The organism is Mesorhizobium sp. WSM4848 (genome assembly GCF_055811375.1).
Map to the genome: position 1 here is coordinate 49,164 of NZ_JBVVPX010000011.1, position 24,414 is coordinate 73,577.

A 24,414-nucleotide genomic window follows, 5' to 3' on the forward strand; every position below is an offset into this window, starting at 1 on the left:
TGCCGGACATCTTCCCCTTGTGGGGGAGATTAGGCTGTCACTACAGCTTTCGCCAATCCCCAACGTCGCTGAACGAGCGCCAGCGGCGAAGTTGCCAATCTCCCCCTTGTGGGGGAGATGTCCGGCAGGACAGAGGGGGGCGCTGTCCCGCCGACGTCAAAGTTCTGCATCGCACGCCCTGATCCGGATCAGTTCAGGTCCGCCCAACAGTCATTCGCTCGCAATGCCCAGCGCTGTGAAAGCAGCAGCCACACCGCCCTGGCGCAGGCGTTCGAGATGGGCGGCCGCGAGGTCGATCAGCGTCAGGCGCTCAGCACCGCCCTTGGCGAAGCCGGCAAGGTCGAACACTGCCACTACCGCTTCGCCAGCCGATAGATGCCGAGTGTCGAGTGCGCTCAGCGCCAAGTCGAGCGGGTCGGTGAAGTGGCTTTCCGGCAAGGATTTGCCGCGCGTCTCGCAGGCGGCGATCCAGGCGGCCACCACCAGCATCAAATAGGCGGGCGGGGCACCGGCACTCATCCGCTCCATTGCCGAGGCAATGATGCGCTGCGGTAGTTTCTGGCTGCCATCATTGGCGATCTGCGCCGTCCGATGGGCAAGCGCGGTGTTCGAATAACGCTTGGCGAGCTGGGCCGTGTAGTCGGTCGTGTCGAGCCCGGCGTCTTTCGGCAGTGTTGTGATCGCCTCGGCCCACAATCCGTCGACGAATTGCCGGATGGCCGGATCGGCGAAGGCGCGGTCGACCGTCTCATAGCCGCTGAGCAGGCCAAGATAGGCGATCGCCGAATGCGAGCCGTTGAGCAGGCGCAGCTTCATGTCCTCGAACGGCCCGACGTCACCGACCATGGTGACGCCGAACCTTTCCCAGGCCGGCCTGCCCGCCGGAAAATCGTCTTCGACCACCCATTGGCAGAACGGCTCGGTCATGACAGGCCAGGCGTCGTCGACGCCGAGCTGGCCCGATATCCGTGCCCGGTCGGCATCGGTGGTCGCCGGCACGATGCGATCGACCATGCTCGACGGGAATGCCACCTCGTCGGCGATGTGGCGGGCGAGATCGGTGCCGCGCAAGGCGGCGAACTCGACCAGCAGCCGGCGCAGCGTGGCGCCATTGGCAGGGAGATTGTCGCAGCACAGCACGGTGAATGGCTGGATACCGGCGGCGCGCCGGCGCGCAAGCGATTCGGCCAGAAAACCATGCGCCGTTCGGGGTATTTGCGGGTTGGCCAAATCGTGGACGATGTCGGGATGGGCTGTGTCCAGTCCGCCACCCGCCACCCTGAGATAGGCTTTTTCGGTGATCGTCAGCGTGACGATGGCCGTGCGCGGATCAGTCAGCGCGGCCAGCACCGCGCCCGGATCTTCCGGGGCCACCAGCATCGACAGGATCGAGCCGACGACGCGCAGGCTTTCACTGTCGCTGCTCCTGACCGCCAGCGTATAGAGCCCGTCCTGCGGCACCAGCGCATCGCGTGTGTCGGCGCTGCGCAGCGAGACGCCGACAATGCCCCAATCCGTCACTCCCGCCGCCAGGCAGTCGTCGACATAGGCTGCCTGATGGGCGCGGTGGAATGCGCCGACGCCGAGATGGACGATACCGGGCACGACGCGGCTGCGGTGGTATCCGGGGAATGCGACCGAGGCCGGCAATGCCTGCCGCGTGCTGTTGGAAAGGCGTCTGTCTGTCATCGTGCGATGGGTCTGATCGAGCTCGTGCCGGGCGTGGCCGGCATGCGGCGTAACATCCGTTTCGTTCCCGCACAATGGGCTGACGCCGCGTTAAAGTCATCATACAACAGTCTATTTTTTGTATGTTGACATTATTTCCTTCCGATCCTACCGATGGCCGGGTTGGGAGGAACGACGTGGCCGCATTGACCGATCCGGATCTGCTGTTTCCGTCGGAGGGGCGTCCGCTGTCGCTCGCCCGCGATCTCTACGCAGCTGTCAAGGATCTGCCGATCGTCAGTCCGCACGGCCACACCGATCCGCGCTGGTATGCGGTCAACGAGGCATTTCCCGATCCGGCGCAATTGCTTGTTGTGCCGGACCATTACATCTTCCGCATGCTGTGCAGCCAGGGCGTCCGGCTCGAGGACCTTGGTGTGCCGACGCTCGACGGCTCACCGGTGGAGACCGACGGCAGGACGATCTGGCGGTGCTTCGCCGAGCACTATTATCTGTTCCGCGGCACGCCGACGCAGCTGTGGTTCGATCATGTGCTTGCCCATCTGTTCGGCATCGAAGAGCCGCTGACGGCCGCAACCGCCGACCGCCATTACGACACGATCTCGACCTTGCTGCAGTGGGAGAATTTTCGCCCGCGAGCGCTGTTCGAGCGCTTCAACATCGAGGTCATCGCGACGACCGAAGGCGCGCTCGACGATCTCAGATGGCACCAGATGATCCGCGACAGCGGCTGGGAGGGCCGCGTCGTCACCGCCTATCGGCCGGACGCCGTCGTCGATCCCGATTTCGAAGGCTTTTCTGCCAATCTCGATCGGCTCGGCGACATCACCGGCTGCGACACCGGCACCTGGGCCGGCTATCTCGATGCGCATCGCCAGAGAAGGGCCTTCTTCAAAAGTTTCGGCGCGACCGCGTCGGATCACGGCCATCCGACAGCGGAGACCGCCAATCTGTCGGATGCCGCCGCGCAGGACCTGTTCAACCGCATCCGCCGAGGCTCGGACGACGAGCGTGAGCGAAAACTGTTTCGCGCCCAGATGCTGACCGAAATGGCCAAGATGAGCCGCGACGACGGGCTGGTCCTGCAGATCCATCCCGGCTCCTGGCGCAATCATTCGCCTGCCGTCTTCCAGAAATTCGGCAGAGACAAGGGTTTCGATATCCCGACCAGAACCGACTATGTGACGGCGCTGAAACCGCTGCTCGATTGCGTCGGCCTGGAGCGCGACCTTACCATCATCCTCTTCACGCTCGACGAGACCAGCTATGCGCGCGAACTGGCACCGCTCGCCGGCGTCTACCCGGCACTGAAGATCGGGCCGGCCTGGTGGTTCCACGACAGCCCGGAGGGCATGCGCCGGTTCCGCGAGATGACCACCGAGACGGCAGGCTTCTACAACACCGTCGGCTTCAATGACGACACCCGCGCCTTTCCATCCATCCCGGCTCGCCACGATGTGGCGCGTCGGGTCGATTGCGCCTTTCTTGCGCGTCTCGTCGCCGAGCACCGGCTCCGCGAGGACGAGGCGCACGAGCTGGCGCAGGAACTTGCCTATACGCTCGCAAAAAAGGCGTACCGGCTCTAACGGCGCTTGCCGCCATCGTTCAAACGGGAGGAAACCAATGCTGCATTTTTCTAGACTGGCGGGAGCTACGCTACTGGCCGCCGCACTGATGGCCGGAACGGCAAGCGCCCAGACGGTTCTGCGCTCGTCCGACACGCACCCGGACGGCTATCCGACGGTCGCGGCGGTCAAATATTTTGGCGAGCTTGTGAAGGAGCGCACAGCCAGCCGCTATTCGGTCGATGTCTATCATTCCGCGCAGCTCGGCGAGGAAAAGGACACGATCGAGCAGGTGCGTTCCGGCGTGATCGACCTGAACCGCGTCTCGATGGCGCCGTTCAACGGACTCATTCCCGAAACCACCGTGCCCTCGCTGCCCTACATCTTCCGCTCGGAAGACCATATGCACAAGGTCATGGACGGACCGGTCGGCGACCAGATCGCGGCGACGTTCGAACAGGTCGGGCTGGTGCTGCTCGCCTTCTATGACGGCGGTGCGCGCTCCTTCTACAATTCGAAGAAGCCGATCAACTCTGTAGCCGATATGGCCGGTATGAAATTCCGCGTCATCCAGTCCGACATCTTCGTCGACATGGTGGCCGCACTCGGCGCCAACGCGACGCCGATGCCGTATGGCGAGGTGTATTCGGCGATCGAGACCGGGGTCATCGACGGCGCGGAGAACAATTTTCCGAGCTACGACACCGCCAAGCATGCGGAAGTCGCCAAGTTCTATTCGCTCGACGAGCACACGATGGTGCCGGAAGCCTTCGTCATGGCGAAGTCGAGCTGGGACAAGCTGACGCCGGAAGACCAGGCGATCTTCAAGGCGGCCGCCAAGGAAAGCGTCGCCAAGCAGCGTGAGCTGTGGGCCGCCAAGGTCAAGGAATCGCGTGCCAAGGTCGAGGCGGCCGGTTCGCAGATCACGACGCCGGACAAGCAGCCCTTCATCGATGCGATGGGCCCGGTCTACGAAAAGCACGTCAAGGACGACAAGCTGAAGGCGATGGTCGAGGCGATCAAAGCCGCGCAGTGATCAAGCGGCGGCGCGGACTGTCCGCGCCGCCATCCTTTTGCGGAGAGAACCGGTGAGCTCGAGCCAAGAACAGAGACCCTCCCTGTCCGGCATCGCGCGGGTGATGTCGCGCGTCAGCACGGCGGCGCTGTGGATCGCCGGCATCGGGCTGGTGCTGATGACCGCTTTCGTCGCCTGGCAGGTGTTCGGCCGCTATGTTCTCAACCGCTCGCCGAGCTGGACCGAGCAGGGCTCGGTGATGCTGATGAGCTGGTTCATTTTCCTCGGCGCTGCCGTCGGGGTGCGCGAGAACTATCACCTCGGCTTCGACGTCCTGCTCTACGTGCTGCCGAAAGGCGGCAAGCGTTGGCTGAGGATGATCTCGGATCTCGTTGCGCTCGCCTTCGGCATCGGCATGATCTGGTATGGCAGCCAGCTGGTCGCATTGACCTGGGGCGCCACCTTGCCGTCGCTTGGCATATCGGGGGGCTGGGACTACGTCCCGCTTGTCGCGGGAGGCGCGCTCATCGTGCTGTTCACGCTGGAGCGCATCGTACTTCGTCTCTCCGGTACGCCGATCGACGATGCGCTCGACGAATTGCCGCCGGCGGAAGTCGCAGCCGAACTCGACACAGCCAACGTGAAGGTCTGACGCCATGGAACTCTGGATACTCTTCGGCGTCTTCACCGTCCTGATGCTTATCGGCACGCCAATCGCTTTCTGCCTCGGCGTCGCAAGCTTTGCCACTGTTCTCTATATCGGCCTGCCCCCGCTCATCGTGTTCCAGCGCCTGAACTCCGGCATGAGCGTCTTTTCGCTGCTGGCCATTCCGTTTTTCATCTACGCCGGCGACCTGATGGTGCGCGGCGGCATCGCCAGCAAGATCGTTGCCTTCGCCGGCTCGCTCGTCGGCCACATGCGCGGCGGCCTCGGGCAGGTCAACATCGCCACCGCTACGTTGTTCGGCGGCATTTCCGGCTCCGCGGTGGCGGAGGCAGCGGCGGTCGGCGGCTTGATGATCCCGCAGATGAAGGCGCGCGGCTATGGAGCAGACTACGCCGTCAACGTCACCTCGATGGCGGCGCTGATCGCGCTGCTGCTGCCGCCGTCGCACAACATGATCATCTACTCGATCTCGGCAGGCGGAAAGATTTCCATCGCCGACCTGTTCACCGCCGGCGTCATTCCGGGCCTGCTGTTGGCGCTGGCACTGATGATCACCGCCTACTTCGTGGCGCGCTCTCGCGGTTATCCGACCGAGCCGTTTCCGGGCTTCGCCGCCGTCGCTCACCTCTTCGCTGTCGCGGTGCCTGGCCTGCTGCTGATAGCGATCATCTTCGGCGGCGTGCGATCGGGCGTTTTCACGGCCACCGAGAGTTCCTGCATCGCCGTGATCTATGCATTGCTCGTGACTGTCCTGGTTTATCGGCAGATGACCTGGGAAGGTTTCGTTCATGCCACCCATGGCGCCGTGCGCACCACGGCCATGGTGCTGCTCATCATCGGCATGGCAGCGGCGTTCTCGTGGTTGATGGCCTTTCTGAAAGTGCCGGCAGCGCTGATAGCCTCGATGAACGCGATCTCGGAGGATCCGCTGGTCGTGCTGCTCCTGCTCAACCTCTTGATGCTGTTCCTCGGCACCTTCATGGATATGGGGCCGACGATCATCATCTGCACGCCGATCTTCCTGCCCGTGGCGCAGGCCTACGGCGTCGATCCTGTGCATTTCGGCGTCATCATGATCCTCAATTTCGGCATCGGGCTGAACACGCCGCCGGTGGGCGCAGTGCAGTTCGTGGCGTGCGCAGTGGGCAAGATATCCGTCTGGGAAGCGATGCGCTCGATCTGGCCGTTCTATGGGGCCGGCCTCGTGGTGCTGGGGCTCGTCACTTACATTCCGGCCATCTCGCTATGGTTGCCGAGCGTCTTCAAATAGGGGTTGGCAATGGCATCGGATATGGCATTCAGCCTGAAGGTCGAACGCAAGCCCAAGCTGTCGGAGACCGTGGTCGCGGCGATCCGCAAGCAGTTGCAGGCGGGCGAGATCCAGCCAGGCCAAAAGCTGCCGACCGAGGGTCGGCTGACCGAAACCTTCGGGGTCAGCCGCACCGTCATCCGCGAAGCGCTGGCCAAGCTTGCCGCCGACGGTCTGGTCGAGCCGCGCCAGGGCGCCGGGGTCTTCGTCACCGAGCATATCTCGACGATGTTCGGCACGCTGGCCGCGGACATCGGCAGCAAGGATTCGATCGCGCTCAACGTGCTGGAGGTGCGCCTGGCGATCGAGATCGAATCCGCCGGGCTGGCGGCTATCCGTCGCAATGCCGCGCAGGAAGCAGCGATCCAGGAGGCGTTCTTCGAGTTCGAGCGGCTGCTGTTGAACAGCGAGCCGACAGGTCCGGCCGACCTTGCCTTCCACCGGGCGATCGCCAGCGCCACCAACAATCCGTTTTATGTCGAGATGCTCGACGTGCTTGGCCGGCGCGCCATTCCTTGCGACGTGACATCGCCGTGGTCGACCGAACTCGCCCAATCCGACGCCTATCAGCGCGGCCTGCAAGACGAGCATCTGGTGATCCTCAACGCCATTACATCAGGCGATGCCGAGTCGGCGCGCGAAGCGATGCGCGCGCATCTCAGCGCCAGCCAGCAGCGCTATCGCGAGCGCCTGCATGCACGTCAGATTTTTTATGCCGGTTCGGTCAAGGCCGCGGCAACCGAATGACCAATGAGGCAGCCCAATGGGACAGCAATGAATCACAGTGACAATCACACCGACTTCACCTCGCGCTTCGCCATCGACCCTGTCACCGCCGCGGCGATGGGGACGGACGAGCTCCGCCACAATTTTCTGATCGAAGGCCTGTTCCAGTTGGGCCGCATCGGCCTGACCTATACGCATTACGACCGGATGATCGTCGGCGGCGCCATGCCTGCCGGGACACCGCTTTCGCTGCAGGCGATCAAGCCGACCGGAACAAAGAACTTTCTCGATCGCCGCGAAATGATCGCGGTCAACATCGGCGGCGCCGGGATCGTGAAAGCCGGCGGCCAGTCCTACGAGCTGCAGCCCCGCGACATGTTGTATCTCGGCATGGGCGCCAATGAGGTGTCATTCGCCTCAGTCAATCCAGCCGAGCCGGCCAAGTTCTATCTGCTCAGCGCGCCGGCGCATCAGAGCCATCCCAGCCAGCTGATCCGCATCGGCGATGCCAAGCGCCTCGACCTCGGCAGTCAGGCGACCTGCAACGAGCGCTCGATCTTCCAGTTTATCCATGCCGAGGGTGTGAAGACCTGCCAACTCGTCGTCGGCATGACCCAGCTCGCCCCAGGTTCGGTCTGGAACACCATGCCGTGCCATGTGCATGACCGGCGCATGGAGGCCTATCTCTATTTCGACCTGCCGGAGACGGCGCGGGTGTTTCATTTCATGGGCGAGCCGGACGAGACACGCCATCTCGTCATGCGCAACGAGGAAGCGGTGCTGTCGCCGGGATGGTCGATCCATTCGGGCGCCGGCACCTCCAACTACGCCTTCATCTGGGCGATGGCCGGCGACAATGTCGACTATACGGATGTCGACCCGGTAGCGATGGAAGAGCTGCGATGAACGACCTCTCGGCTTTCAGCCTGGCTGGCAAGCGCATTCTCGTCACCGGCGCCAACACCGGCATTGGCCAAGGCATCGCCCTGTCGATCGCGCGCGCCGGTGGCGCGGTGGTCGGCGTCGGCCGCTCTGCAATGGATGAGACCGCGCAAAAGATCGCTGCTGCGGGCGGCGGCTTCGAGGCGGTGCGCTGCGATCTTGCCGACCACGCCGCCGCCCAGGCGATGCTCGATCGCGTCTGGGACGAAACCGGGCCGCTCGACGGGCTGGTCAACAATGCCGGGATCATCCGGCGTGCCGACGCCGTCGATTTGGGGCAAGCCGATTGGAACGACGTCATGGACGTCAACCTGAAGACGGTGTTTTTTCTCAGCCAGAGCTTTGCCCGGCGCGTGCTTGCCGATCCCCGACGGCGCGGGAAGATCGTCAACATCGCTTCGGTGCTGAGTTTTCAGGGCGGCATCCGCGTCGCCTCCTATACCGCCTCGAAACACGGTGTGCTCGGCATCACCCGGTTACTCGCCTGCGAATGGGCATCGAAAGGCATCAACGTCAACAGCATTGCGCCCGGTTACATCGAAACCAACAACACCGAGGCGCTTCGTGCCGACCCAGACCGCAGCACGTCCATTCTGGCGCGCATACCGGCCGGGCGCTGGGGCGAGCCGGAAGACATCGGCGACGCGGCCGTCTTCCTGCTGGCGCAGGCGTCAAACTACATGCATGGCGCCGTGGTGCCGGTGGACGGCGGCTGGCTGGCGCGATGAGGCCATGATGAGGATTTTGGGATGACCGGAACGAAGATCTTTGCGCATGCCGGCGAGGGCGCATGGACGCCGACCCCCGATGGCAATCGCCGACGCGTGCTCTTGCACACGGATGAATTGATGATGGTCGAGTTCGGTTTCGACAAGGGCGGTGTCGGCGCGCTGCATTCGCACCCGCATGTCCAGGCGAGCTATGTCGCCGAAGGCCGCTTCGAGGTCACCATCGACGGCACCACCGAGATCATGGAAACGGGAAGCAGCTTCATTGTCCCTTCCAATCTGGTTCACGGCGTCAAGGCGCTCGAGGCCGGCCGCCTCGTCGACAGCTTTACACCGCGCCGTGCCGATTTCCTCGCCTGACGTTACGAGAACGAACGCAGGTCACTGCGTAGCGGCAGCAATCTTCCCAAACGAAAAGCCCGCGCCTCCGGAGAGACGCGGGCGTGTTGCCTGGGCGCTTGTGGCGCCGCGGTACTCAAAACATCACCGCAGGACCTCAGCCTGCCGAATCATGGTGAAGATAGGATTAATCGGCCCGAGCCGTTGCGCGATATTCACAGCCAAATCGAATAGAGGCTGGAATCAGGCTCGCATATCCGCCAATGAGGGGGATACCTTTTCAGACGGTGCCGACGGAGACAGGAGTTGAGGAGCGTTCGAATGTTCGAATCGGCCATCCAGGCTGTCACTCGACGATTCGCCGGGGAGCTTTGGCAGGTCGCGTCGCCGCTGCCTCGGGCCGTTCCCCCACTGCCTTTTCGGGCAGCGCCGATCACAGAAATTCCCTGATGCAGGCAGCGGCGGCAACCATCCCGGCGGAGGGTCCCAAGCGGCGCGTCCTGAAGGACGTGTTCGGCTTCGACGATTTTCGTCCCGGCCAGGATGCTGTGACGGAGGCGCTGCTGGCCGGGCGCCATGTGCTGGCCGTGATGCCGACCGGCGCCGGCAAATCGCTCTGCTACCAGGTCCCGGCGCTGGTCCTCGGCGGTCTCACCATCGTCGTTTCGCCGCTGGTGGCGCTGATGCAGGACCAGGTCGCCGCATTGCGTCTTGCCGGGGTGGCGGCCGATACGATCAATTCCTCACTCGATCGCGATGCCAATGTCGCCGCCTGGCGCCGCGTTGCGGCGGGCCAGACGCGCCTGCTCTATCTTGCGCCGGAGCGGCTGATGACGGCGCGGATGCTCGAGGCGCTGGCCAGGCTCGACATCCGGCTGATCGCCGTCGACGAGGCGCATTGCATCTCTCAATGGGGGCCGGCGTTTCGGCGAGAATATGAAGAGTTGTCGCGGCTGCGCGACATTTTCCCCGAAGTGCCGATCATTGCGCTAACGGCGACAGCGGACGAGGCGACGCGCACCGATATCGCCGCACAGCTGTTCGCCGGGCGTGTCGAAACCCTGGTGCTGGGTTTCGACCGGCCGAACATCAAGCTTGGCATCGAGCCCAAGCAGGACAGCAAGCGCCAATTGCTGAGCCTCGTGCAGCGTCATGCCGGCCGCAGCGGCATCGTCTATTGCCTGTCGCGCAAGAAAACCGAGGATATGGCGGCGTTCCTCGAGAAGAGCGGCGTGCGCGCACTCGCCTATCATGCCGGCATGAGCAAGGACGCGCGTGAAGCGAATCAAAACGCATTCATGACCTTGTCCGGCGTGGTGATGGTGGCGACCATCGCCTTCGGCATGGGGATCGACAAACCTGACGTCGCCTATGTCTTCCACACCGACCTGCCGGGCAGCCTCGAAGCCTATTATCAGGAAATCGGCCGCGCCGGCCGCGACGGGCGGGCTGCCGAGGCGCATATGCTGTTCGGTCTCGGCGATATCCGCATGCGCCGGCTTTTCATCGACGACGAGGACGCGCCGGCAGAGCATAAAAGACGCGCGCATGGCCGGCTCGATACGCTGATCGGCTATTGCGAAACGGCCCAGTGCCGTCGCCAGATCCTGCTTGGCTATTTCGGCGAACATGCTGCGCCTTGCGGCAATTGCGACAACTGCCTTGACCAGACGCCGCATGAAGATGGCGAGGCAGAGGCTCGGATCATCCTCGCTGCCATCGCGCAGACCGGCGAGCGCTTTGGTGCTGGCCACATCGTCGATGTTCTGCTCGGCCATGAAAGCGAGAAGGTCCTGGCCAGGAACCACCACAGGCTTGCCAGCTTCGGGACCGGTGTGGCGCACAAGAAGGATGTCTGGCTTTCGCTGATCCGCCAGCTCGTCGCGGGAGGGTTTCTGACTTTGGACCCAGGCGGCCATGGCGGCCTTGCCATCGCCGAAAAGGGCCGTGAGCTGGCCCGTGGCCAAGGCACGTTCCGGTATCGCGTAGAGATGCGGAACCGCGCGGCACGAGCCAAGGCACGTGCCGATGCTGCCGCGGGCACGGAAGACCTGGATACCGCGCTCTTGGCCACGCTCAAGGCGGTTCGGCTGCGTCTCGCCCGGGAGCGCCAGGTGCCGGCCTTCGTCATCTTCTCCGATCGCACACTGATCGATATGGCCGAATGCTGCCCGCACGACCTCGACGCCTTCGCCGCAGTCAACGGCGTCGGCGCCGCAAAGCTCAGGGAATTCGGCGAGATCTTCCTCGGCGCAATCGCTGCGCACCAATCCCGTGGATCGGCCTGAGACAGCCAAAGATCAAATCCGCGGTCCTGTAGCAGGTCAGTTTGCGAGACAGCATTTCTTCGCTTTCCTGCCGCTTCCACAGGGACATGGATCATTCCGTCCGACATGGCGCCAAGGGTTTGTGACCGGCGCTGTCAGGCTCGACAGCTCGTCGAGCCAAGTTTGTTCCGGCAAGGGCGATTGCAAATCTTCCTTGCCAAAATACTCAAGGTGGCTGGTCCATTCCAACGCTTCAAGTACATCGTCGATATAGCCGAGACCGGCGCGCTCGAATCGATCGATGTCGTTCGGGCTTTGCTCGGCGACCAGGAGATCGGCTTCGAAATCACTGCGGTCGACTACCCCTTCGGGGATGCGGCCGTCGTCCCAGGCGCTGTAAACAAGCGACGCCAGATCGCGCAAGCCAAGCCGGGCGATCGCGTCCAGCCAGGCGATCCAGGCGAAATCGTCGTCATCGGCCAGCCTCTCGGTGTGGAATCGCTCGAGAAAATCTCGCATTCGGTCACGCTCGATGCGGCCTTCCCAGGTCAGGAAGGTCGCTGCGCCCAAAACTGCATCGCGGACGTATTCATCGACAGAGGGGTCGCTGATCAAGCTGAACAAAGCGTCGGCGTCGCCATCGAACACGCCGGCGACGATACGCGCCATGCTCTCGGTCACCACGTCGCCGAGCAGGTCATCTAGCTCGCGTCCCGGCCGGCGCAGCAGGCGCAACAAGGGCCCGATCGTTCTCGTGTCGCGAGCGCCGCCCAGAATGTAAATGCCTCGCAAGAGCCGCATCTCATCATCCCGCGACAGATCCTCTCCTTCGGCCGCTCTTGTGATGACCGCCCGCAGCGCGGGAGCGGATTCTTCAATCCTTGCGATGCAGTGGGCGATTGCGACGTCCGGAAATTGCCGTTCGTTTGCCAGGTCATGCAGTTGATCTTCTATCGGACCCAGATCGAAGCCGGGCCTGCCACGGCCAGGGACGGATTCCAGCTCTTCTTTCTTCATGACCATCCTCGATGTCGTTCGCGCTTGGCAAATTTACGACAGACCGGCTGCCTTTCAACAGTTCATCCGCCGCATGAACGGCAAATACCTGTGCAGAAGGTCTCAGACTCGCGGGATCGCTTCGACAAAGCTCAGTCCCGGAACTGACTTGTGAGACGCTATGAAGCTGCTATGAGCGAATACCAATATTACGAGTTTCAGGCGGTCGACCGTTCGCTCAGCGAAGCTGATCGTCAGGTCTTGCGCGGCTTGTCGACGCGGGCGCGGATCACCGCCACGAGCTTCACGAATTCCTACGAGTGGGGCAACTTCAAAGGCAATCCGGTTGAGTGGATGGAGCGCTGGTTCGATCTTCACCTCTATCTGGCCAATTAGGGCACGCACCGCCTGACGATCCGTCTGCCGAAGCGGCTGGTCGACCGGCGGCGTCTCGACGGATTTCTGCAAGCGGTCGAATGTGTCGATGTTACGACATCGGGTGAAAATCTGATCGTCGACATCATGTGCGAGGAATTGGAGCCCGAGCACTATTGGGACAACGAGGCGGACAGGCCCGCAGCGCTCGCACCGCTGCGCGCCGACGTGCTTGGCGGCGACCTGAGGCTTTTCTATCTGCTGTGACTGATGGCGGTCGAGGCCGGTTCTATCGAGCAGGACCAAGCGGAACCGTTGCCGGGGATCGGCCCGATGACTGGCGCGCTCGACGTTTTCGCGCGGTTCTTCCGTCTCGACGCTGATCTCGTCGCGGCGGCGGCCGAACGTCCCGCCGGCACGACGGCGCAGGCCCCATTGTCATCGGATGTCATCCATCGCTCCGTTGCCGATTTGCCTGATGGTGAGAAAACGACAGATGTCCTAAATATTTCCCGTAGCCTTGACCGACTGAGTAGGTCCCATCCCGGTGGAGCTCGGTCTCTTTGTCGCGTTCGGAAAATCCCTTGTAGCCTTCAAAGGTATCAAAACATGCAATTCGGCGATTGATGAGATGAAGTGGCTCGAAAATGGCCGCATGTTCTCACAAACGACAGCTGTTTTTCCGCGCCAAGTTCCGATATCTAAGGCCATTCCAGGCATTTCCACAATCATCTCGTAGAGCTCACGGATCGCAAAAATACGAGCAAGTAACGAACCTCTTAGAAACAATCCAAGAGATCTTTCCGTTTCAGCATCAGTCGCCTTATACGTCTTGAGGAGGTTAAAAGCTCCGAACGTGCCTCGAGACTCTTTTTGTCAGAATAAGAAATTACAGTAGACTCGTGCTGCTTCTCCATGACTCTCCCACATCTCTAAAAGAAAAACGAATATTATAATTTTCTCACTCCGAGAGCCATCTTGTTTCGAGTCAGCTAGATCCATCTCAAGGCACTCGAAACTCCATTAGCCAGTCGCGTTAATGCTTACGTTGCAATTGTCTGTGAAATCATCAAACTCGCGCCTTTAGTAAGACTTAGGAATCGATGGGAAATCAACCTTACGTACCCTTCTCCAAGCCTGTCCAATTATCAGGTCATATGGAGTATCTCGAAAAAGCAGTTCGTAGCTCACAGCTGGGTGGCAACGGTCCTTTTACTAAGGACTGCGAGTCCGTCCTCCGCGAAATGTACGGAAAGCCCGTTCTGGTGGTTTCATCCGCTACGCACGCTTTGGAGATGATGGCGCTGCTTCTCGACATCACACCTGGTGATGAAATCATCTGCCCTAGCTACACCTTCGTTTCTACCGCCAATGCATTCGTGCTCAGAGGCGCAACGATAAGGTTCGTGGACAATGATGAAAACGGAAATCTAAGTATCTCCGCAGTTAAGTCTTCCAGTACGAAGAAAACGAAAGCCGTGGTTGCGGTTCATTACGGCGGTGCCTCTACAGATATGAACGCCTTGCTGCAGATATGCAATTCTGCGGGAATCGAACTTCTCGAAGATGCGGCACAAGCCATAGGTGCCACCTATAAATCAAATCCGCTGGGCGCGATCGGATCGCTTGGTTGCCTGAGCTTTCACGAGACCAAAAACGTGGCTGTGGCGAGGGTGGAGCTCTCATTCTGGGAAACCCCCGCCTTTTAGAACGTGCAGAGATTATCCGAGAAAAAGGAACGGACAGATCCCGGTTTTTTCAGGGACTGGTAGATAAATATTCTTGGGTGGATGTCGGATCGAGCTATCTAGTTTCGGACCTGAATGCAGCTTACCTGTATCCTCAGCTTACAAATCTTGCAATGATTCACGAACGCCGTGAAACGATCTGGAATCGATATCTACAAGAGCTTAAACCGTTAGAAAAAGAGTGCAAGTTCCGAATCCTACAGACTCCAACTGATTGCCGCGCAAACCATCATTTATTCGCGATTGTTTTTAAAGATCCCAAGGACCGGCCTAGCTTCATTCGGCATATGAGAGAGCGAAATATTATCACGCCGTTCCACTATGTCTCACTCCATCGCTCTCCTTTCGGCAGTCAGTATCCCTCCGTCGAGTCCTCCTTCAGTAACTGCGATGAGCTTTCGAATGGACTAGTTCGATTGCCCTTATTTTTTAATTTGACCGATGACGAGCAGGATTGGGTTTTAAAGAACGCGACATCATATCTAAGTTCACTCTAAGGACTTATGAAAAAAATCGTAGTTACACAATCGAACTACATCCCCTGGAGGGGGTATTTCGATGCAATTGCGTTAGCTGATGAATTTGTTTTGCTCGATGAGGTTCAGTTACGAAGCGGGATTGGCGGAAGAGGCAAGCGCCCGCCGCGCCCGGCTCGATGCGATCATGCGGCGCGGCGAAACCGTGTGGCGCGAGGTCGAGACCGAAATCGGACCGCCGCAATCCTTCCGGCTATGATACGGCCGCCGGTCTTCTGCTCGACCTCAAGGCGATTGCCGAGGAGCGGGGGACGACTGGCGACTTCGCCCGCCGGCTGCAGGCGATCCGCGAACGGCATAACCGTAAAGGGAGCTTCATCGAACGGCTGAAGCCAATAGGATAGTTTGGCACGCAATAGTACGGAGTCACGGCCGTTGTCGTAGCCCCCGGTGCGGCTTTCCGATGAGGACTGGTCAAAGCTCGCCCTCTGCACTAGGTTACATGTAACAATTAGCGGGGAGAATTGTCATGGCCTCGGCATCGAAGCCTAGGTCGTCAGGCATGAAGGTGCGGGAGCATCGTGAACGTCTGCGCCGGCAAGGTCTGCGCCCGATACAGATCTGGGTGCCGGACGTGCGTGCGCCGGCCTTCCGTTCGGAAGCGCATCGCCAGTCACTGGCGGTCGCGGCAAGCGCCCATGCAAGCGAGGATCAGGCGTTCATCGACGCGATTTCAGATTGGGACGCGATATCGGATTGGGGTGATGAATGAAGCGTGGCGATGTCTGGACGGTCGCCGGCGGCAAGGATTACGCCGGCAAACCGCGTCCTGTCGTCATCATCCAGGATGACAGTTTTGATGCGACGGATTCGATCACCATCTGCGGCTGCACGACCGACGAGACGGACGCGCCATTGTTCCGTCTGGCCGTCGCGCCGAACGAGCGCAACGGGCTGCTCGCCGTCTGCCGACTGATGGTGGACAAGATCACCACGGTCCCAAAGTCCAAGATCGGCGCAAATATCGGGCGGTTAGACGACGGAGACATCCTGCGCCTCAATCAGGCCCTTATCGTTTTCCTCGGTTTGGCCGTGTCGCCGAGACTCAAGCCGGGGCGGTGAGGATGACCGAATTCACGGAGCCGTCGAGTCTCTGCGAAATTGATCATTTTTCGGTCTTCGGCTGCAGGTTCTGACGCCGCGCCGCAAATCAGCACTTGCTTCGTCTCGCCGCTGCGATCGCGGCCTCCTGCTGCTGCAATTGCTCAATTTTCGCGCTCTGGCGGGCAGTCATGGTAGTGGCGACACGCCGGGCGCCCCATAGCCAGTTCGGAATGTTGGTTTTCGCGACTTTGCCCCGGGTGATCGCTGTCGCCGACAGCTCCTTGGCGACTTCGCCCATGGCCACGTTGAGTTCGACGCAACTCATCCTGTCGTATTGCGCGGCATCAAAGGATGCATGGAAGGGCGATGCGCAACCTCCGACAAACACGATGCTGCATATCAGGGACGTGGCTGGGGAGATGGCTTTCATTTTATCAAGCAGATTTGACGCCGGACGGGCGAATGAGGCATGGGAACCTCTACAACACTCTGCCCTGGGCGTCATTCCCCTATTCATCCTCGAAGAATTTCGAGAGAGCCGCTGCGGTCTGGTGAGGGTGCTCTTCCGGAAAGAAGTGCCCGCCCGGAACGGGACCTCCTTCAACTCTGTCGGCCCATTTCCTCCAAATAGCCAGTGGGCCGCCTTCCTCCGCATACCAGGTCTCCAGGCCGCCTTGGCTACTCCACAGTGCCAGGAGCGCACACTTGATGCGACGACCGTTTGCCTGGTCCAGCGCGTCATGTTCACGATCGATCGTGGCAGCGGCCCGATACTCTTCGCAAATCGCATGAATATGAACGGGATCACGAAGCGCCTCGACGTAGGCCTCCCTGATCCTTGCAGAGAACATTTTTGCCGGCGATCCCCACTGCTCAATCGCATTGTCGACGATGGCATCGGGCGCCGCGCCGATCAGCCGCTCCGGCAGCGGTTCCGGTTGCGCAAGAAGGCTCCACGGCCAGAAGCCAAGAGCCAGTCTGGCGTCCGCCCTGTCCCACGCGGCGGCGGTGGGGATGACGTCGAGGACCGCGACCCTGGATATTTCATCGGGGTGATCGAGCGCCAGGCGATAGGCGACCCGCCCGCCGCGGTCGTGTCCGGCAACCATGAACTGCCCAAACCCCAACTGCTGCATGACTTGAACCATGTCTCCGGCCATAGCGCGTTTGGCGTATGGGCTATGATCGGCAGAGGAGACCGGGCAGCCGCTTTGCCCGTAGCCTCGAAGATCGGCGGCGACGACTGTGAGGCGGGGCGCCAAGGCCGCGGCAATATCGCTCCACATCAGATGTGTTTCGGGAAAACCATGAAGAAGCAGCAGCGGCGGACCGGTTCCGCCGACCCTTGCGAAAATGGTCGTGTCGTCCAGTTGCAAGCTGGTGGCCCTGAAACCTGCAAACACCGTTTTTCTCCTCGGTGCGCCTGAGGCGACAACGCACAGGGTGGCAGAAGGATCACGGTCGGCTGCTTTGCCTGAATTTGTGGCGGCCCTGGAATTCTCCTCAATTGCTGATACGGAAGCTGCGGCCACTGATATTTCGATCGGCGCACCCCATATAGCGCCAGAGTGTCGCTTGAGGATTTGCCATGATGATTCCGCGTTCGAGCCGGTTTGCCGTTTTGTTTGCAGGACTGTTCCTGGCTTTTTCCATGGTCACGGCCGATTATGCCGAGGCGCGGCGTGGCGGCAGCTTCGGCAGCCGCGGCACGCGTACTTTCCAGTCGGTCCCGCCGACCAGGACGGCGCCACAGCCGGCCGCGCCGGTCGAGCGCTCGATGACGCCCAACACCACGACGAACAATGCGGCCCGCCAGACACCGGCAGCCCAACGAACAGGGATCTTCAGCAGCCTCGGCGGTTCGATGATGCGTGGCCTGCTGCTCGGCGGTCTGATCGGGCTTCTCCTGGGCCAGGGGTTCGGCGGCTTGGCTGGCATGTTGGGCCTGCTGCTGCAAGGACTGCTGATCGGCGGCGCGATCATGCTGATCATCCGCTTTTTCCGGTCGCAATCGGCACGCAACCAGGCGCCTGCCATGGCCGGTGTTCCGCGGAGCATGGGCAATTTTGGGCGAAACGCGGCAGCCCAGCGCGAGGCGGACAATTTCTCGACTTTCCCCATTCCAGGCATCGGGTCTGGCTTTGGCCGGACGGCTCCAGCTAACGATCAAATTACAATGACGCCGGCCGATCTCGATACATTCCAGCAGCGGTTGACCGAAGTTCAGGAAGCGTTCGGGCGCGAAGACCATGCTGGCTTGCGCCGGCTGGCGACCCCCGAGATGGTGTCGTACCTGTCCGAAGAACTTGCCGACAATGCCAAAAACGGCATCAGGAACGAGGTGTCGAACGTTAGCCTGCTGGAGGCCGATATTGCGGAGAATTGGCGGGAAGACGATCGCGACTACGCGACGGCTGCCTTGCGCTACGAGTCTCTTGACGTGATGCGTGATCGCGCCACCGGCAAGATCGTCGCCGGCGAAGCCGATCGGCCGACGGAAACAACCGAACTGTGGACCTTCACGCGCCAGAACGGTGGCGACTGGAAGCTGGCGGCAATACAGCAGCCCTGACCGATAGGCTGCAGCCTCGCCGGTTCACGTCCTCTGGCGAGCCATGATGTATGGACTGACGTCGTCGCCCTTCGTTGCGTGGCTTTCCGTGGCATGAACGTCGAAGCCCACGGCATCGATAGTTAGTCGCGATGGCGCAGCGCCTCGACCAGGGCGACGAAGGCAGGCGAGGATTGCCGGCGGCTCGGATAATAGAGATGGTAGCCATCCCAATAGGGCGACCAGCCTTCCAGGACCCGCGCCAGCCGACCTTTGGCAATGTGAGGAAGGGCCATTTCTTCCGGAACATAGCCGAGGCCGCGGCCGGCCAGCGCCGCGTCCAGGACATGAAAGATGTTGTTGAAGACGAGCTGCCCATCGACGCGAATTTTGATCTCGCGGCCGTCCTCCTCGAACTCCCACACATAAAGCGCCCCGGACGTTGGAAAACGGTAGTTGATGCAATTGTGCTGCACGAGGTCCTGCGGCTTCTCCGGCGCGGGATGCTCGGCAAAGTAGGATTTTTCGCCGACGACCGCGAAGCGGAAATCCGGTCCGATGCGAGCGGAGATCATGTCTTTCGCAAGCTGCTCGCCCATGCGGATCCCGGCGTCAAAGCGCTCCGTCACGATGTCGGTGAGGCCGTTATCGAGCAGGAGTTCGACCTTGATGTCGGGATATTTCGGCAGAAAGCGGTTCAGCTTGGGCCAAAGGATGCTGCTGATTGCATAGTCGGGCGCCGACAGCCGGATGGTTCCGGCGGGCTTTTCCCTCAGCTCGTTCAGGGCATCGACCTCGATTTCGATCTGGTCAAAGTGCGGCCCAATCCGCTGCAAGAGCCTCTCTCCCGCCTCTGTGGGAGCCACCGCGCGCGTCGTGCGTGTGAGCAGGCGAACGCCAAGGCGCGCTTCGAGTTGACGGATAGTGTGACTTAGCGCCGATTGCGATATGCCGAACCGGGCTGCGGCGCGCGTAAAGCTGCGCTCCCGAGCAACAGCCAGGAACGCGAGCAGGTCGTTGACATTCTGCCGCGGCACTCATGAATCCTTTTAATAGCCAGAGCTCGATTATACCGGCTAAATCGAAGGCGAACACAGAGACTCATTGAGCGGCAGCTATTCAATCCGCCGCTCGCCCTCCGGCGACGATCTACGAGCGGATTGCGCAGGTTTCAGTCTGCGCGTTCAACGCGGATGGTGACGGGACCGGGACGGTCAAAGATCGAGACATCGCCAGTGACCTGCCCGAGCACAATGATGCCGGGCGCCGGGACGCGACCGCTCCGATAGTAGATCACGAAATGATCGGAGCTCCACAACCCAAGCGTGCCGACGGAGAAGTCGCGCTGCCGCGCCAGCTCGGGCAAGGCGGAAGGCAGATTGCCGGTCTTTTCCTGGCGCAGATGATCGGACATCTCGATCGTGAGCGGCAGCATCTGCGCCAGAGATTTTGCGGCCTCGTTATCGGCGAGATCGGCTGTGACCTCGCCCCAATCCGAAGAAATGCGAATTCGTTCTTGAGCCATCGCAGATCCAACCGTTCCGAGTGCGATAACAGCGGCGCTCAGCAATAGTTTCAGCATGCCGTCGTATCTCCCGATCTATGCTGATGGAGCCTGTTCCGTCCGGTACAGGCTCCATCTCGCCGCTCACGCGGAGAGGTGCTGATTGAAGAAGCTGGTCAGCTTGTCGAACGGGATCAGGTCGACGCGATCGTAGAGGTCGACGTGCCCGGCGCCGGAAACCCACACAAGCTCCTTCGGCTCGGCCGCTCGCTTGTAGGCATCCTCGCTGAACTCGCGGGAGTGAGCCTGATCGCCGGCGATGAACAGCATCGGGCGCGGCGAGATCGTCTCGATGTCGTTGAACGGGTAAAAATTCATAAACTTGACATTGCTGGTCAGCGTCGGATGCGTGGTGATCTGCGGGTTTGCACTGGCGGGCGTGAATTCACCCCGCGGTGTGCGGTAGAAGTCATAGAACTCTCGCTGGATTGGATGAGTGTCGGCGGTCAGCTCATGCACCGTGCCGCTGGTATATTCGACCGCGCCGCCTTCAAACTCTGCCCAGCGCCGCGCGGCGGCTGCAGCAATGATCTGCTTGCGCTGCTCGACGCTCAGCGAATGATTAAGCGCGTCGCGGTTGGCGGCCCCCATGTCGTACATGCTGACGGTCGCGACGGCGCGCATCCGCGGGTCGATCTTGGCCGCGCTGATGACAAAACTGCCGCTGCCGCAGACGCCGATCGCGCCGATGCGGTTTCTGTCAACGAAAGGTCGCGTGCCCAGGAAATCGACCGCGGCGCTGAACGCTTCGGCGTAGACATCCGGCGAAACGATCTGGCGGGCCTCGCCCTTGCTTTCGCCCCAGAACGGCAGGTCGATGGACATGGCGACGAAGCCCTGTTCGGCCATCTTGGTGGCATAAAGATTTGCGCTCTGCTCCTTCACCGCACCCATCGGATGCCCGACGACGAGCGCCGGATGGCGCGCATTGCGGTCGAGGTCTTTGGGAATGAACAGATTGCCCGCGACGTTCATCTCGTATTGGCTCTTGAAGGCAATCTTTGCGAGCGTCACCTTATCGCTGGTGTAGAAGTTGTTGGCGCCGTTTGACATGTCTTGAGCCTTTGCGAAGGGGATGTTGAACAGCGACGCCGCACCGAGCGCGGCAACGCCGGCGCCGGTCAGCTTCAGCAGATCACGCCGGCCAAAGTGGACACTGGACTGCGGTTCCGCCGTGTTCTCGATTCCGATCTGCTTGTTCACGCCTGTCTCCTTTGATCGTCTTGAACTGTCGCAGGGCTGCCTGGCCATGCTCATTCCTCGGCATGCGCGGCAGTGCGAATGTGTAAATAGAATAACGACGACGCCGGCGATCGACTAGGCAGCAAAATCCGCATGCCGTCATGATTCAGATTCATCAATCGCAGAAAGCGCAGGCTCGCCCCGAAGGTGACAGATTCGTCCCGCCTCCGGCCGCATCTGCATGCACAGGAAGAAGATCGCCACCGTGCTCTCCGGACAAAGGCTCGGCGTCACCGAGTTCGACGACGGCATTTGGCCCTTGAGCTGAGTGCACAAAGGTCTGGCGGAGCTATAAGGCAGGAAACGGGCTGTTTTTGGGTTGATGGGGGATGTCGCCCGACGCCCAACCCAAATAAAGCCGAAATGTGGTTTTGGGTTGGGCGTACACGAGCTGATCAGGCTCCGCCGTCGTGCCGATCAAGCAACGAAAGCCGCGTAATCTGCAAACCACCTTCTCGTCGGCAAGAAGGAGTGAACGTTCATTGCAGCCGCGTCAGTTTTGAACCGATGCGCTCATTTCGCCTTCTCCCTCTTTTTGTTCTTCGGCAGCTTGATCACTATAGCATCGTCACTATTGGCTTCATCGTCGTCTATCAGCCCGTCGTCATAGCTCTCGACTTCATCCTCTTCGATTTTGTGGGTCGGGAACGAAATATAATCCAGCACGTCCGGGTTGAAGAACGCAGTGCGATGATAGCCTTCATACGGCAACCGGATCATGTTCGGTTCGTCGTCCTCGTTTCCGCTGTAGGGGTAATGGATATCAATCAGAGGCTCGATGCATTCGAAAAGGTTGCAATCGACATAGGCGAATTCCCGCCGCTTGCCGGTCGAGAACTGGACCGTGACCGTGTGAGCTAGAGCCACAATCTCATCGGTTTCTGCCGCTCTCGCGGCCTTCTCAATCGCGAGGTCCTCGGGTTTGATCGCGCGCTTGGCGACCAGTTCATCGAACTGCTCGTCGGTAATCATGATCTGGCGTTGGACGCGCTCAACATCGTCTTTTGCAAAATCCGACGTGTAGTCGCCTCCGGCAACCTCTTCATCTCGAATGGCCTCGACGATGGCCCAGTCGCGGGTGTCAGGCATCTGGATTGGCGTTGACAGTTTGTAGTCATCATGATCCGGCCCGTAGGTGTCATATGCTTCACTGGAAAAATAAAACTCGGAAATCGCCTTGTGCCGGATCGCCACGGTACGGTTGCCCAAGTCCTTGATAACGATGAACCGCTTGTCGCACTGCAACTCACGATAGGCTTGCTCGTGCGCCGCTTCCGAAATCGAAAGCACCAACGGTTCGCCGCCGCCGCAGAAATGCACCGCACACTCACCGTAATATTGCAGGTCCAGCGGAGCTTCGTCGTCATAGAACGCTGCCTTTTTCGGCGGGTGCCGACCAAGCAATTCCAATTCGGTGGTCTTGAAGTGCTTTGCCAGCTTGGCAAGGTGGCTTTTCGGGGTCTCGGCCTTGCCGGTTTCCCACCGCTGATACGTCGGTTGCGTCACGCCCGCCGCCTCGGCGGCTTGGGTCTGGGTCTCGGCATTCAGGACCCGGAAATGTTTCAGTCGATTGATCGTCATTTGACCCCCTTGAAAAACTATGCGCATATATACGCATACCATTTCCTGATTTTCAAGGGCGTTTTCGCTTGCAACTTCTTGGCGGAATCTGCGGAGTTTGTCTGGGCGTGTCTCTCTGCCGGTGCCCGGACGACCAGGTCTGAATAATGACTTGGCTGTTGACGTTTCTGCAGTGAGTTCGAGGTCCACTCCTTCCGCGACCCGCTCATTAGCGACTTAGGACATGTGGATTGATAGCTGAATCGGATTTGGTGACGTCTGCGTTGGTTTGACTCATCAGGTTGCGATTCCTCTCGGTAGCTTTGTGGGTTACCGATCAGGGCATGATCGACCGATGCTGCCGCCGACGGTGATCGGCAGCTATATCGCACTATAGAGGGCAATCGGCAGCAAACTGGCGGAGAGGGAGGGATTCGAACCCCCGATGGGCTTGCACCCATGCCGCATTTCGAGTGCGGTGCATTCGACCACTCTGCCACCTCTCCGCGGTCATGGTCCGCCGTTCCCGGCGCGGCGCACTAGATAACGGCTGGACGGACAGGTTACAAGGGCCAATCTGCCTGATATCAGGCTTCTCTGACGGCCGTATGGGTCGTTTTTCGATAGCTCTGCTGCCTGTGCCAACGGCACCGTCTTGCTTTCGGCCCTTGCCTTGACTCGCGCCGCCCCTTCGGCTAGGGACAGCGCGCAATCGGCGTGGAGGGCTCTTCCGCGCCGCTTGCTTTTTGAACCCGCAGACTGACAAAAAGACGGCCGAACCGCCTGAAGCGGTTCGTCAAGGCCGACCGAACAGCGAAAGGCAAAAAATGTTCGCAGTCATCAAAACGGGCGGCAAGCAGTATCGCGTCGCCGCCAACGATCTCCTGAAGATCGAAAAAGTCGAAGGCCAGGTCGGCGACATCGTCGAGATCGGCCATGTGCTCGCGCATGGCGAGGGCGAGAATGTGACGTTCGGCGCGCCGTTCGTCGACGGCGCCTTGGTCACCGCCGAAGTCGTCGAACAGGGCAAGAACCGCACCGTCATCGCTTTCAAGAAGCGCCGCCGGCAGAATTCGCGCCGCAAGATCGGCCATCGCCAGCTTTTGACCACCGTGCGGATCGCCGAGATCCTGCTGGGTGGCGCCAAGCCGACGAAGAAGGCCGCGGCCAAGGCCGAAGCGAAGGCCGAAGTTGCTGCAAAGGCCGAGGCGAAGGCTGAAGCCGCGCCGAAGGCCGAAGCGAAGCCAGAGGCTGCGCCGAAGAAGGAAGCCAAGGCAACCGAAACCGCCGCGCCGCTGTTCAAGGCGCCGAAGGGCGAGCCGGACGATCTGACCGTGATCAAGGGCATCGGCCCGGTTGCGGCCGGCCAGTTGAACGAGCAGGGCATCACGACCTTCGCCCAGATCGCCAAGCTGTCGGACAAGGACATCGCCAAGATCGACGAGCATATGCCGTTCAGCACCGACCAGATCACGGACTGGCGCGAGCAGGCCAAGGAATTGGCGAAGAAGTAAAGCGGGCCGGCGCGATCGTCGCCGGTTCAGACTTGAA

At 60.8% G+C, this 24,414-nt stretch carries 24 protein-coding genes, 1 tRNA gene and 2 pseudogenes; 17 read left to right on the forward strand and 10 right to left on the reverse strand.

The genetic code is table 11. The features are described 5' to 3' along the window. Positions 1-210 precede the first annotated feature (210 nt). Positions 211-1,689 carry a mannitol dehydrogenase family protein gene (locus AC0L16_RS12830; protein ID WP_473621141.1) on the reverse strand — a complete coding sequence of 493 codons (1,479 nt, stop codon included), beginning with the start codon at positions 1,687-1,689 and terminating at the stop codon, positions 211-213. A gap of 176 nt (positions 1,690-1,865) precedes the next feature. Between AC0L16_RS12830 and uxaC the strand changes: the two genes are divergently transcribed. From uxaC to recQ, 9 genes are all read left to right on the forward strand, one after another. Further along, positions 1,866-3,275 (forward strand): glucuronate isomerase, encoded by a 1,410-nt coding sequence (uxaC, locus tag AC0L16_RS12835; RefSeq protein ID WP_473621142.1) that lies wholly within the window; start codon positions 1,866-1,868, stop codon positions 3,273-3,275. 37 nt (positions 3,276-3,312) lie between these two features. Next, positions 3,313-4,290 (forward strand): TRAP transporter substrate-binding protein, encoded by a 978-nt coding sequence (locus AC0L16_RS12840; RefSeq protein ID WP_473621143.1) that lies wholly within the window; start codon positions 3,313-3,315, stop codon positions 4,288-4,290. Between the two features lie 103 nt (positions 4,291-4,393). Then, on the forward strand, positions 4,394-4,921 hold the full coding sequence (locus AC0L16_RS12845) for a TRAP transporter small permease (protein WP_473621286.1): 528 nt from the start codon (positions 4,394-4,396) through the stop codon (positions 4,919-4,921). A 4-nt stretch (positions 4,922-4,925) separates the two neighbouring features. Then, positions 4,926-6,206, forward strand: coding sequence for a TRAP transporter large permease (locus AC0L16_RS12850; RefSeq protein WP_473621144.1), 1,281 nt, complete (start codon positions 4,926-4,928; stop codon positions 6,204-6,206). Positions 6,207-6,215: 9 nt separating this feature from the next. Next, positions 6,216-6,992: a FadR/GntR family transcriptional regulator gene (locus AC0L16_RS12855; RefSeq protein ID WP_473621146.1), complete on the forward strand. Its 777-nt coding sequence runs from the start codon at positions 6,216-6,218 to the stop codon at positions 6,990-6,992. Positions 6,993-7,019: 27 nt separating this feature from the next. Next, complete coding sequence (gene kduI, locus AC0L16_RS12860; protein WP_473621148.1) at positions 7,020-7,877, forward strand: 5-dehydro-4-deoxy-D-glucuronate isomerase; 858 nt, start codon at positions 7,020-7,022, stop codon at positions 7,875-7,877. Further along, positions 7,874-8,641 (forward strand): 2-dehydro-3-deoxy-D-gluconate 5-dehydrogenase KduD, encoded by a 768-nt coding sequence (kduD, locus tag AC0L16_RS12865; protein WP_473621149.1) that lies wholly within the window; start codon positions 7,874-7,876, stop codon positions 8,639-8,641. Before kduI ends, kduD begins: the two co-directional genes overlap by 4 nt. Before the next feature lie 21 nt (positions 8,642-8,662). Beyond that, positions 8,663-9,001 carry a cupin domain-containing protein gene (locus AC0L16_RS12870; RefSeq protein ID WP_473621151.1) on the forward strand — a complete coding sequence of 113 codons (339 nt, stop codon included), beginning with the start codon at positions 8,663-8,665 and terminating at the stop codon, positions 8,999-9,001. Positions 9,002-9,429: 428 nt separating this feature from the next. Further along, complete coding sequence (recQ, locus tag AC0L16_RS12875) at positions 9,430-11,268, forward strand: DNA helicase RecQ (RefSeq protein WP_473621153.1); 1,839 nt, start codon at positions 9,430-9,432, stop codon at positions 11,266-11,268. A 36-nt stretch (positions 11,269-11,304) separates the two neighbouring features. Here the strand turns inward: recQ and AC0L16_RS12880 are convergent, their stop codons facing one another. After that, positions 11,305-12,264, reverse strand: coding sequence for a DUF1186 domain-containing protein (locus AC0L16_RS12880; RefSeq protein WP_473621155.1), 960 nt, complete (start codon positions 12,262-12,264; stop codon positions 11,305-11,307). A gap of 171 nt (positions 12,265-12,435) precedes the next feature. Between AC0L16_RS12880 and AC0L16_RS12885 the strand changes: the two genes are divergently transcribed. From AC0L16_RS12885 to AC0L16_RS12910, 6 genes and pseudogenes are all read left to right on the forward strand, one after another. Beyond that, positions 12,436-12,639, forward strand: a complete 204-nt coding sequence (locus AC0L16_RS12885; protein ID WP_473621156.1) for a hypothetical protein — start codon at positions 12,436-12,438, stop codon at positions 12,637-12,639. A 1,136-nt stretch (positions 12,640-13,775) separates the two neighbouring features. Beyond that, a pseudogene (gene rffA, locus AC0L16_RS12890) lies at positions 13,776-14,863 on the forward strand (dTDP-4-amino-4,6-dideoxygalactose transaminase). 6 nt (positions 14,864-14,869) lie between these two features. Then, a pseudogene (locus tag AC0L16_RS12895) lies at positions 14,870-14,938 on the forward strand (hypothetical protein); the annotation flags it as partial. A gap of 22 nt (positions 14,939-14,960) precedes the next feature. Then, entirely contained in the window at positions 14,961-15,101 is a 141-nt protein-coding gene (locus AC0L16_RS12900) for a hypothetical protein (RefSeq protein WP_473621296.1), read from the forward strand. A 270-nt stretch (positions 15,102-15,371) separates the two neighbouring features. After that, positions 15,372-15,614, forward strand: coding sequence for an antitoxin MazE family protein (locus AC0L16_RS12905; protein WP_473621158.1), 243 nt, complete (start codon positions 15,372-15,374; stop codon positions 15,612-15,614). Continuing rightward, a complete protein-coding gene (locus tag AC0L16_RS12910) occupies positions 15,611-15,964 on the forward strand; it encodes a type II toxin-antitoxin system PemK/MazF family toxin (protein WP_473621159.1) in 354 nt (117 codons plus the stop codon). Before AC0L16_RS12905 ends, AC0L16_RS12910 begins: the two co-directional genes overlap by 4 nt. An 88-nt stretch (positions 15,965-16,052) precedes the next feature. Here AC0L16_RS12910 and AC0L16_RS12915 read toward each other — a convergent pair whose 3' ends face one another. After that, on the reverse strand, positions 16,053-16,376 hold the full coding sequence (locus tag AC0L16_RS12915; RefSeq protein ID WP_473621161.1) for a hypothetical protein: 324 nt from the start codon (positions 16,374-16,376) through the stop codon (positions 16,053-16,055). Between the two features lie 79 nt (positions 16,377-16,455). Further along, the gene (locus AC0L16_RS12920; protein WP_473621163.1) at positions 16,456-17,349 is read right to left on the reverse strand and encodes an alpha/beta fold hydrolase; all 894 of its coding nucleotides are present in this window, start codon (positions 17,347-17,349) and stop codon (positions 16,456-16,458) included. 188 nt (positions 17,350-17,537) lie between these two features. Here AC0L16_RS12920 and AC0L16_RS12925 point away from each other — a divergent pair, with 188 nt between their 5' ends. Further along, complete coding sequence (locus AC0L16_RS12925; RefSeq protein ID WP_473621287.1) at positions 17,538-18,518, forward strand: Tim44 domain-containing protein; 981 nt, start codon at positions 17,538-17,540, stop codon at positions 18,516-18,518. A 122-nt stretch (positions 18,519-18,640) separates the two neighbouring features. Here the strand turns inward: AC0L16_RS12925 and AC0L16_RS12930 are convergent, their stop codons facing one another. The 6 genes from AC0L16_RS12930 to AC0L16_RS12955 form a co-directional block, all read right to left on the reverse strand. Further along, positions 18,641-19,534 carry a LysR family transcriptional regulator gene (locus AC0L16_RS12930; protein WP_473621164.1) on the reverse strand — a complete coding sequence of 298 codons (894 nt, stop codon included), beginning with the start codon at positions 19,532-19,534 and terminating at the stop codon, positions 18,641-18,643. Between the two features lie 134 nt (positions 19,535-19,668). Next, positions 19,669-20,022 carry a cyclophilin-like fold protein gene (locus tag AC0L16_RS12935; RefSeq protein WP_473621165.1) on the reverse strand — a complete coding sequence of 118 codons (354 nt, stop codon included), beginning with the start codon at positions 20,020-20,022 and terminating at the stop codon, positions 19,669-19,671. 123 nt (positions 20,023-20,145) lie between these two features. Further along, the gene (locus AC0L16_RS12940; protein ID WP_473621166.1) at positions 20,146-21,264 is read right to left on the reverse strand and encodes an alpha/beta hydrolase; all 1,119 of its coding nucleotides are present in this window, start codon (positions 21,262-21,264) and stop codon (positions 20,146-20,148) included. A 456-nt stretch (positions 21,265-21,720) separates the two neighbouring features. Beyond that, positions 21,721-21,786: a hypothetical protein gene (locus AC0L16_RS12945; protein ID WP_473621288.1), complete on the reverse strand. Its 66-nt coding sequence runs from the start codon at positions 21,784-21,786 to the stop codon at positions 21,721-21,723. Between the two features lie 30 nt (positions 21,787-21,816). After that, positions 21,817-22,884, reverse strand: a complete 1,068-nt coding sequence (locus tag AC0L16_RS12950) for a helix-turn-helix domain-containing protein (protein WP_473621167.1) — start codon at positions 22,882-22,884, stop codon at positions 21,817-21,819. 395 nt (positions 22,885-23,279) lie between these two features. Beyond that, a tRNA-Ser gene (locus AC0L16_RS12955) sits at positions 23,280-23,369 on the reverse strand. Positions 23,370-23,690: 321 nt separating this feature from the next. Between AC0L16_RS12955 and AC0L16_RS12960 the strand changes: the two genes are divergently transcribed. Further along, positions 23,691-24,377, forward strand: a complete 687-nt coding sequence (locus AC0L16_RS12960) for a 50S ribosomal protein L21 (RefSeq protein WP_473621169.1) — start codon at positions 23,691-23,693, stop codon at positions 24,375-24,377. Positions 24,378-24,414: the final 37 nt, after the last annotated feature.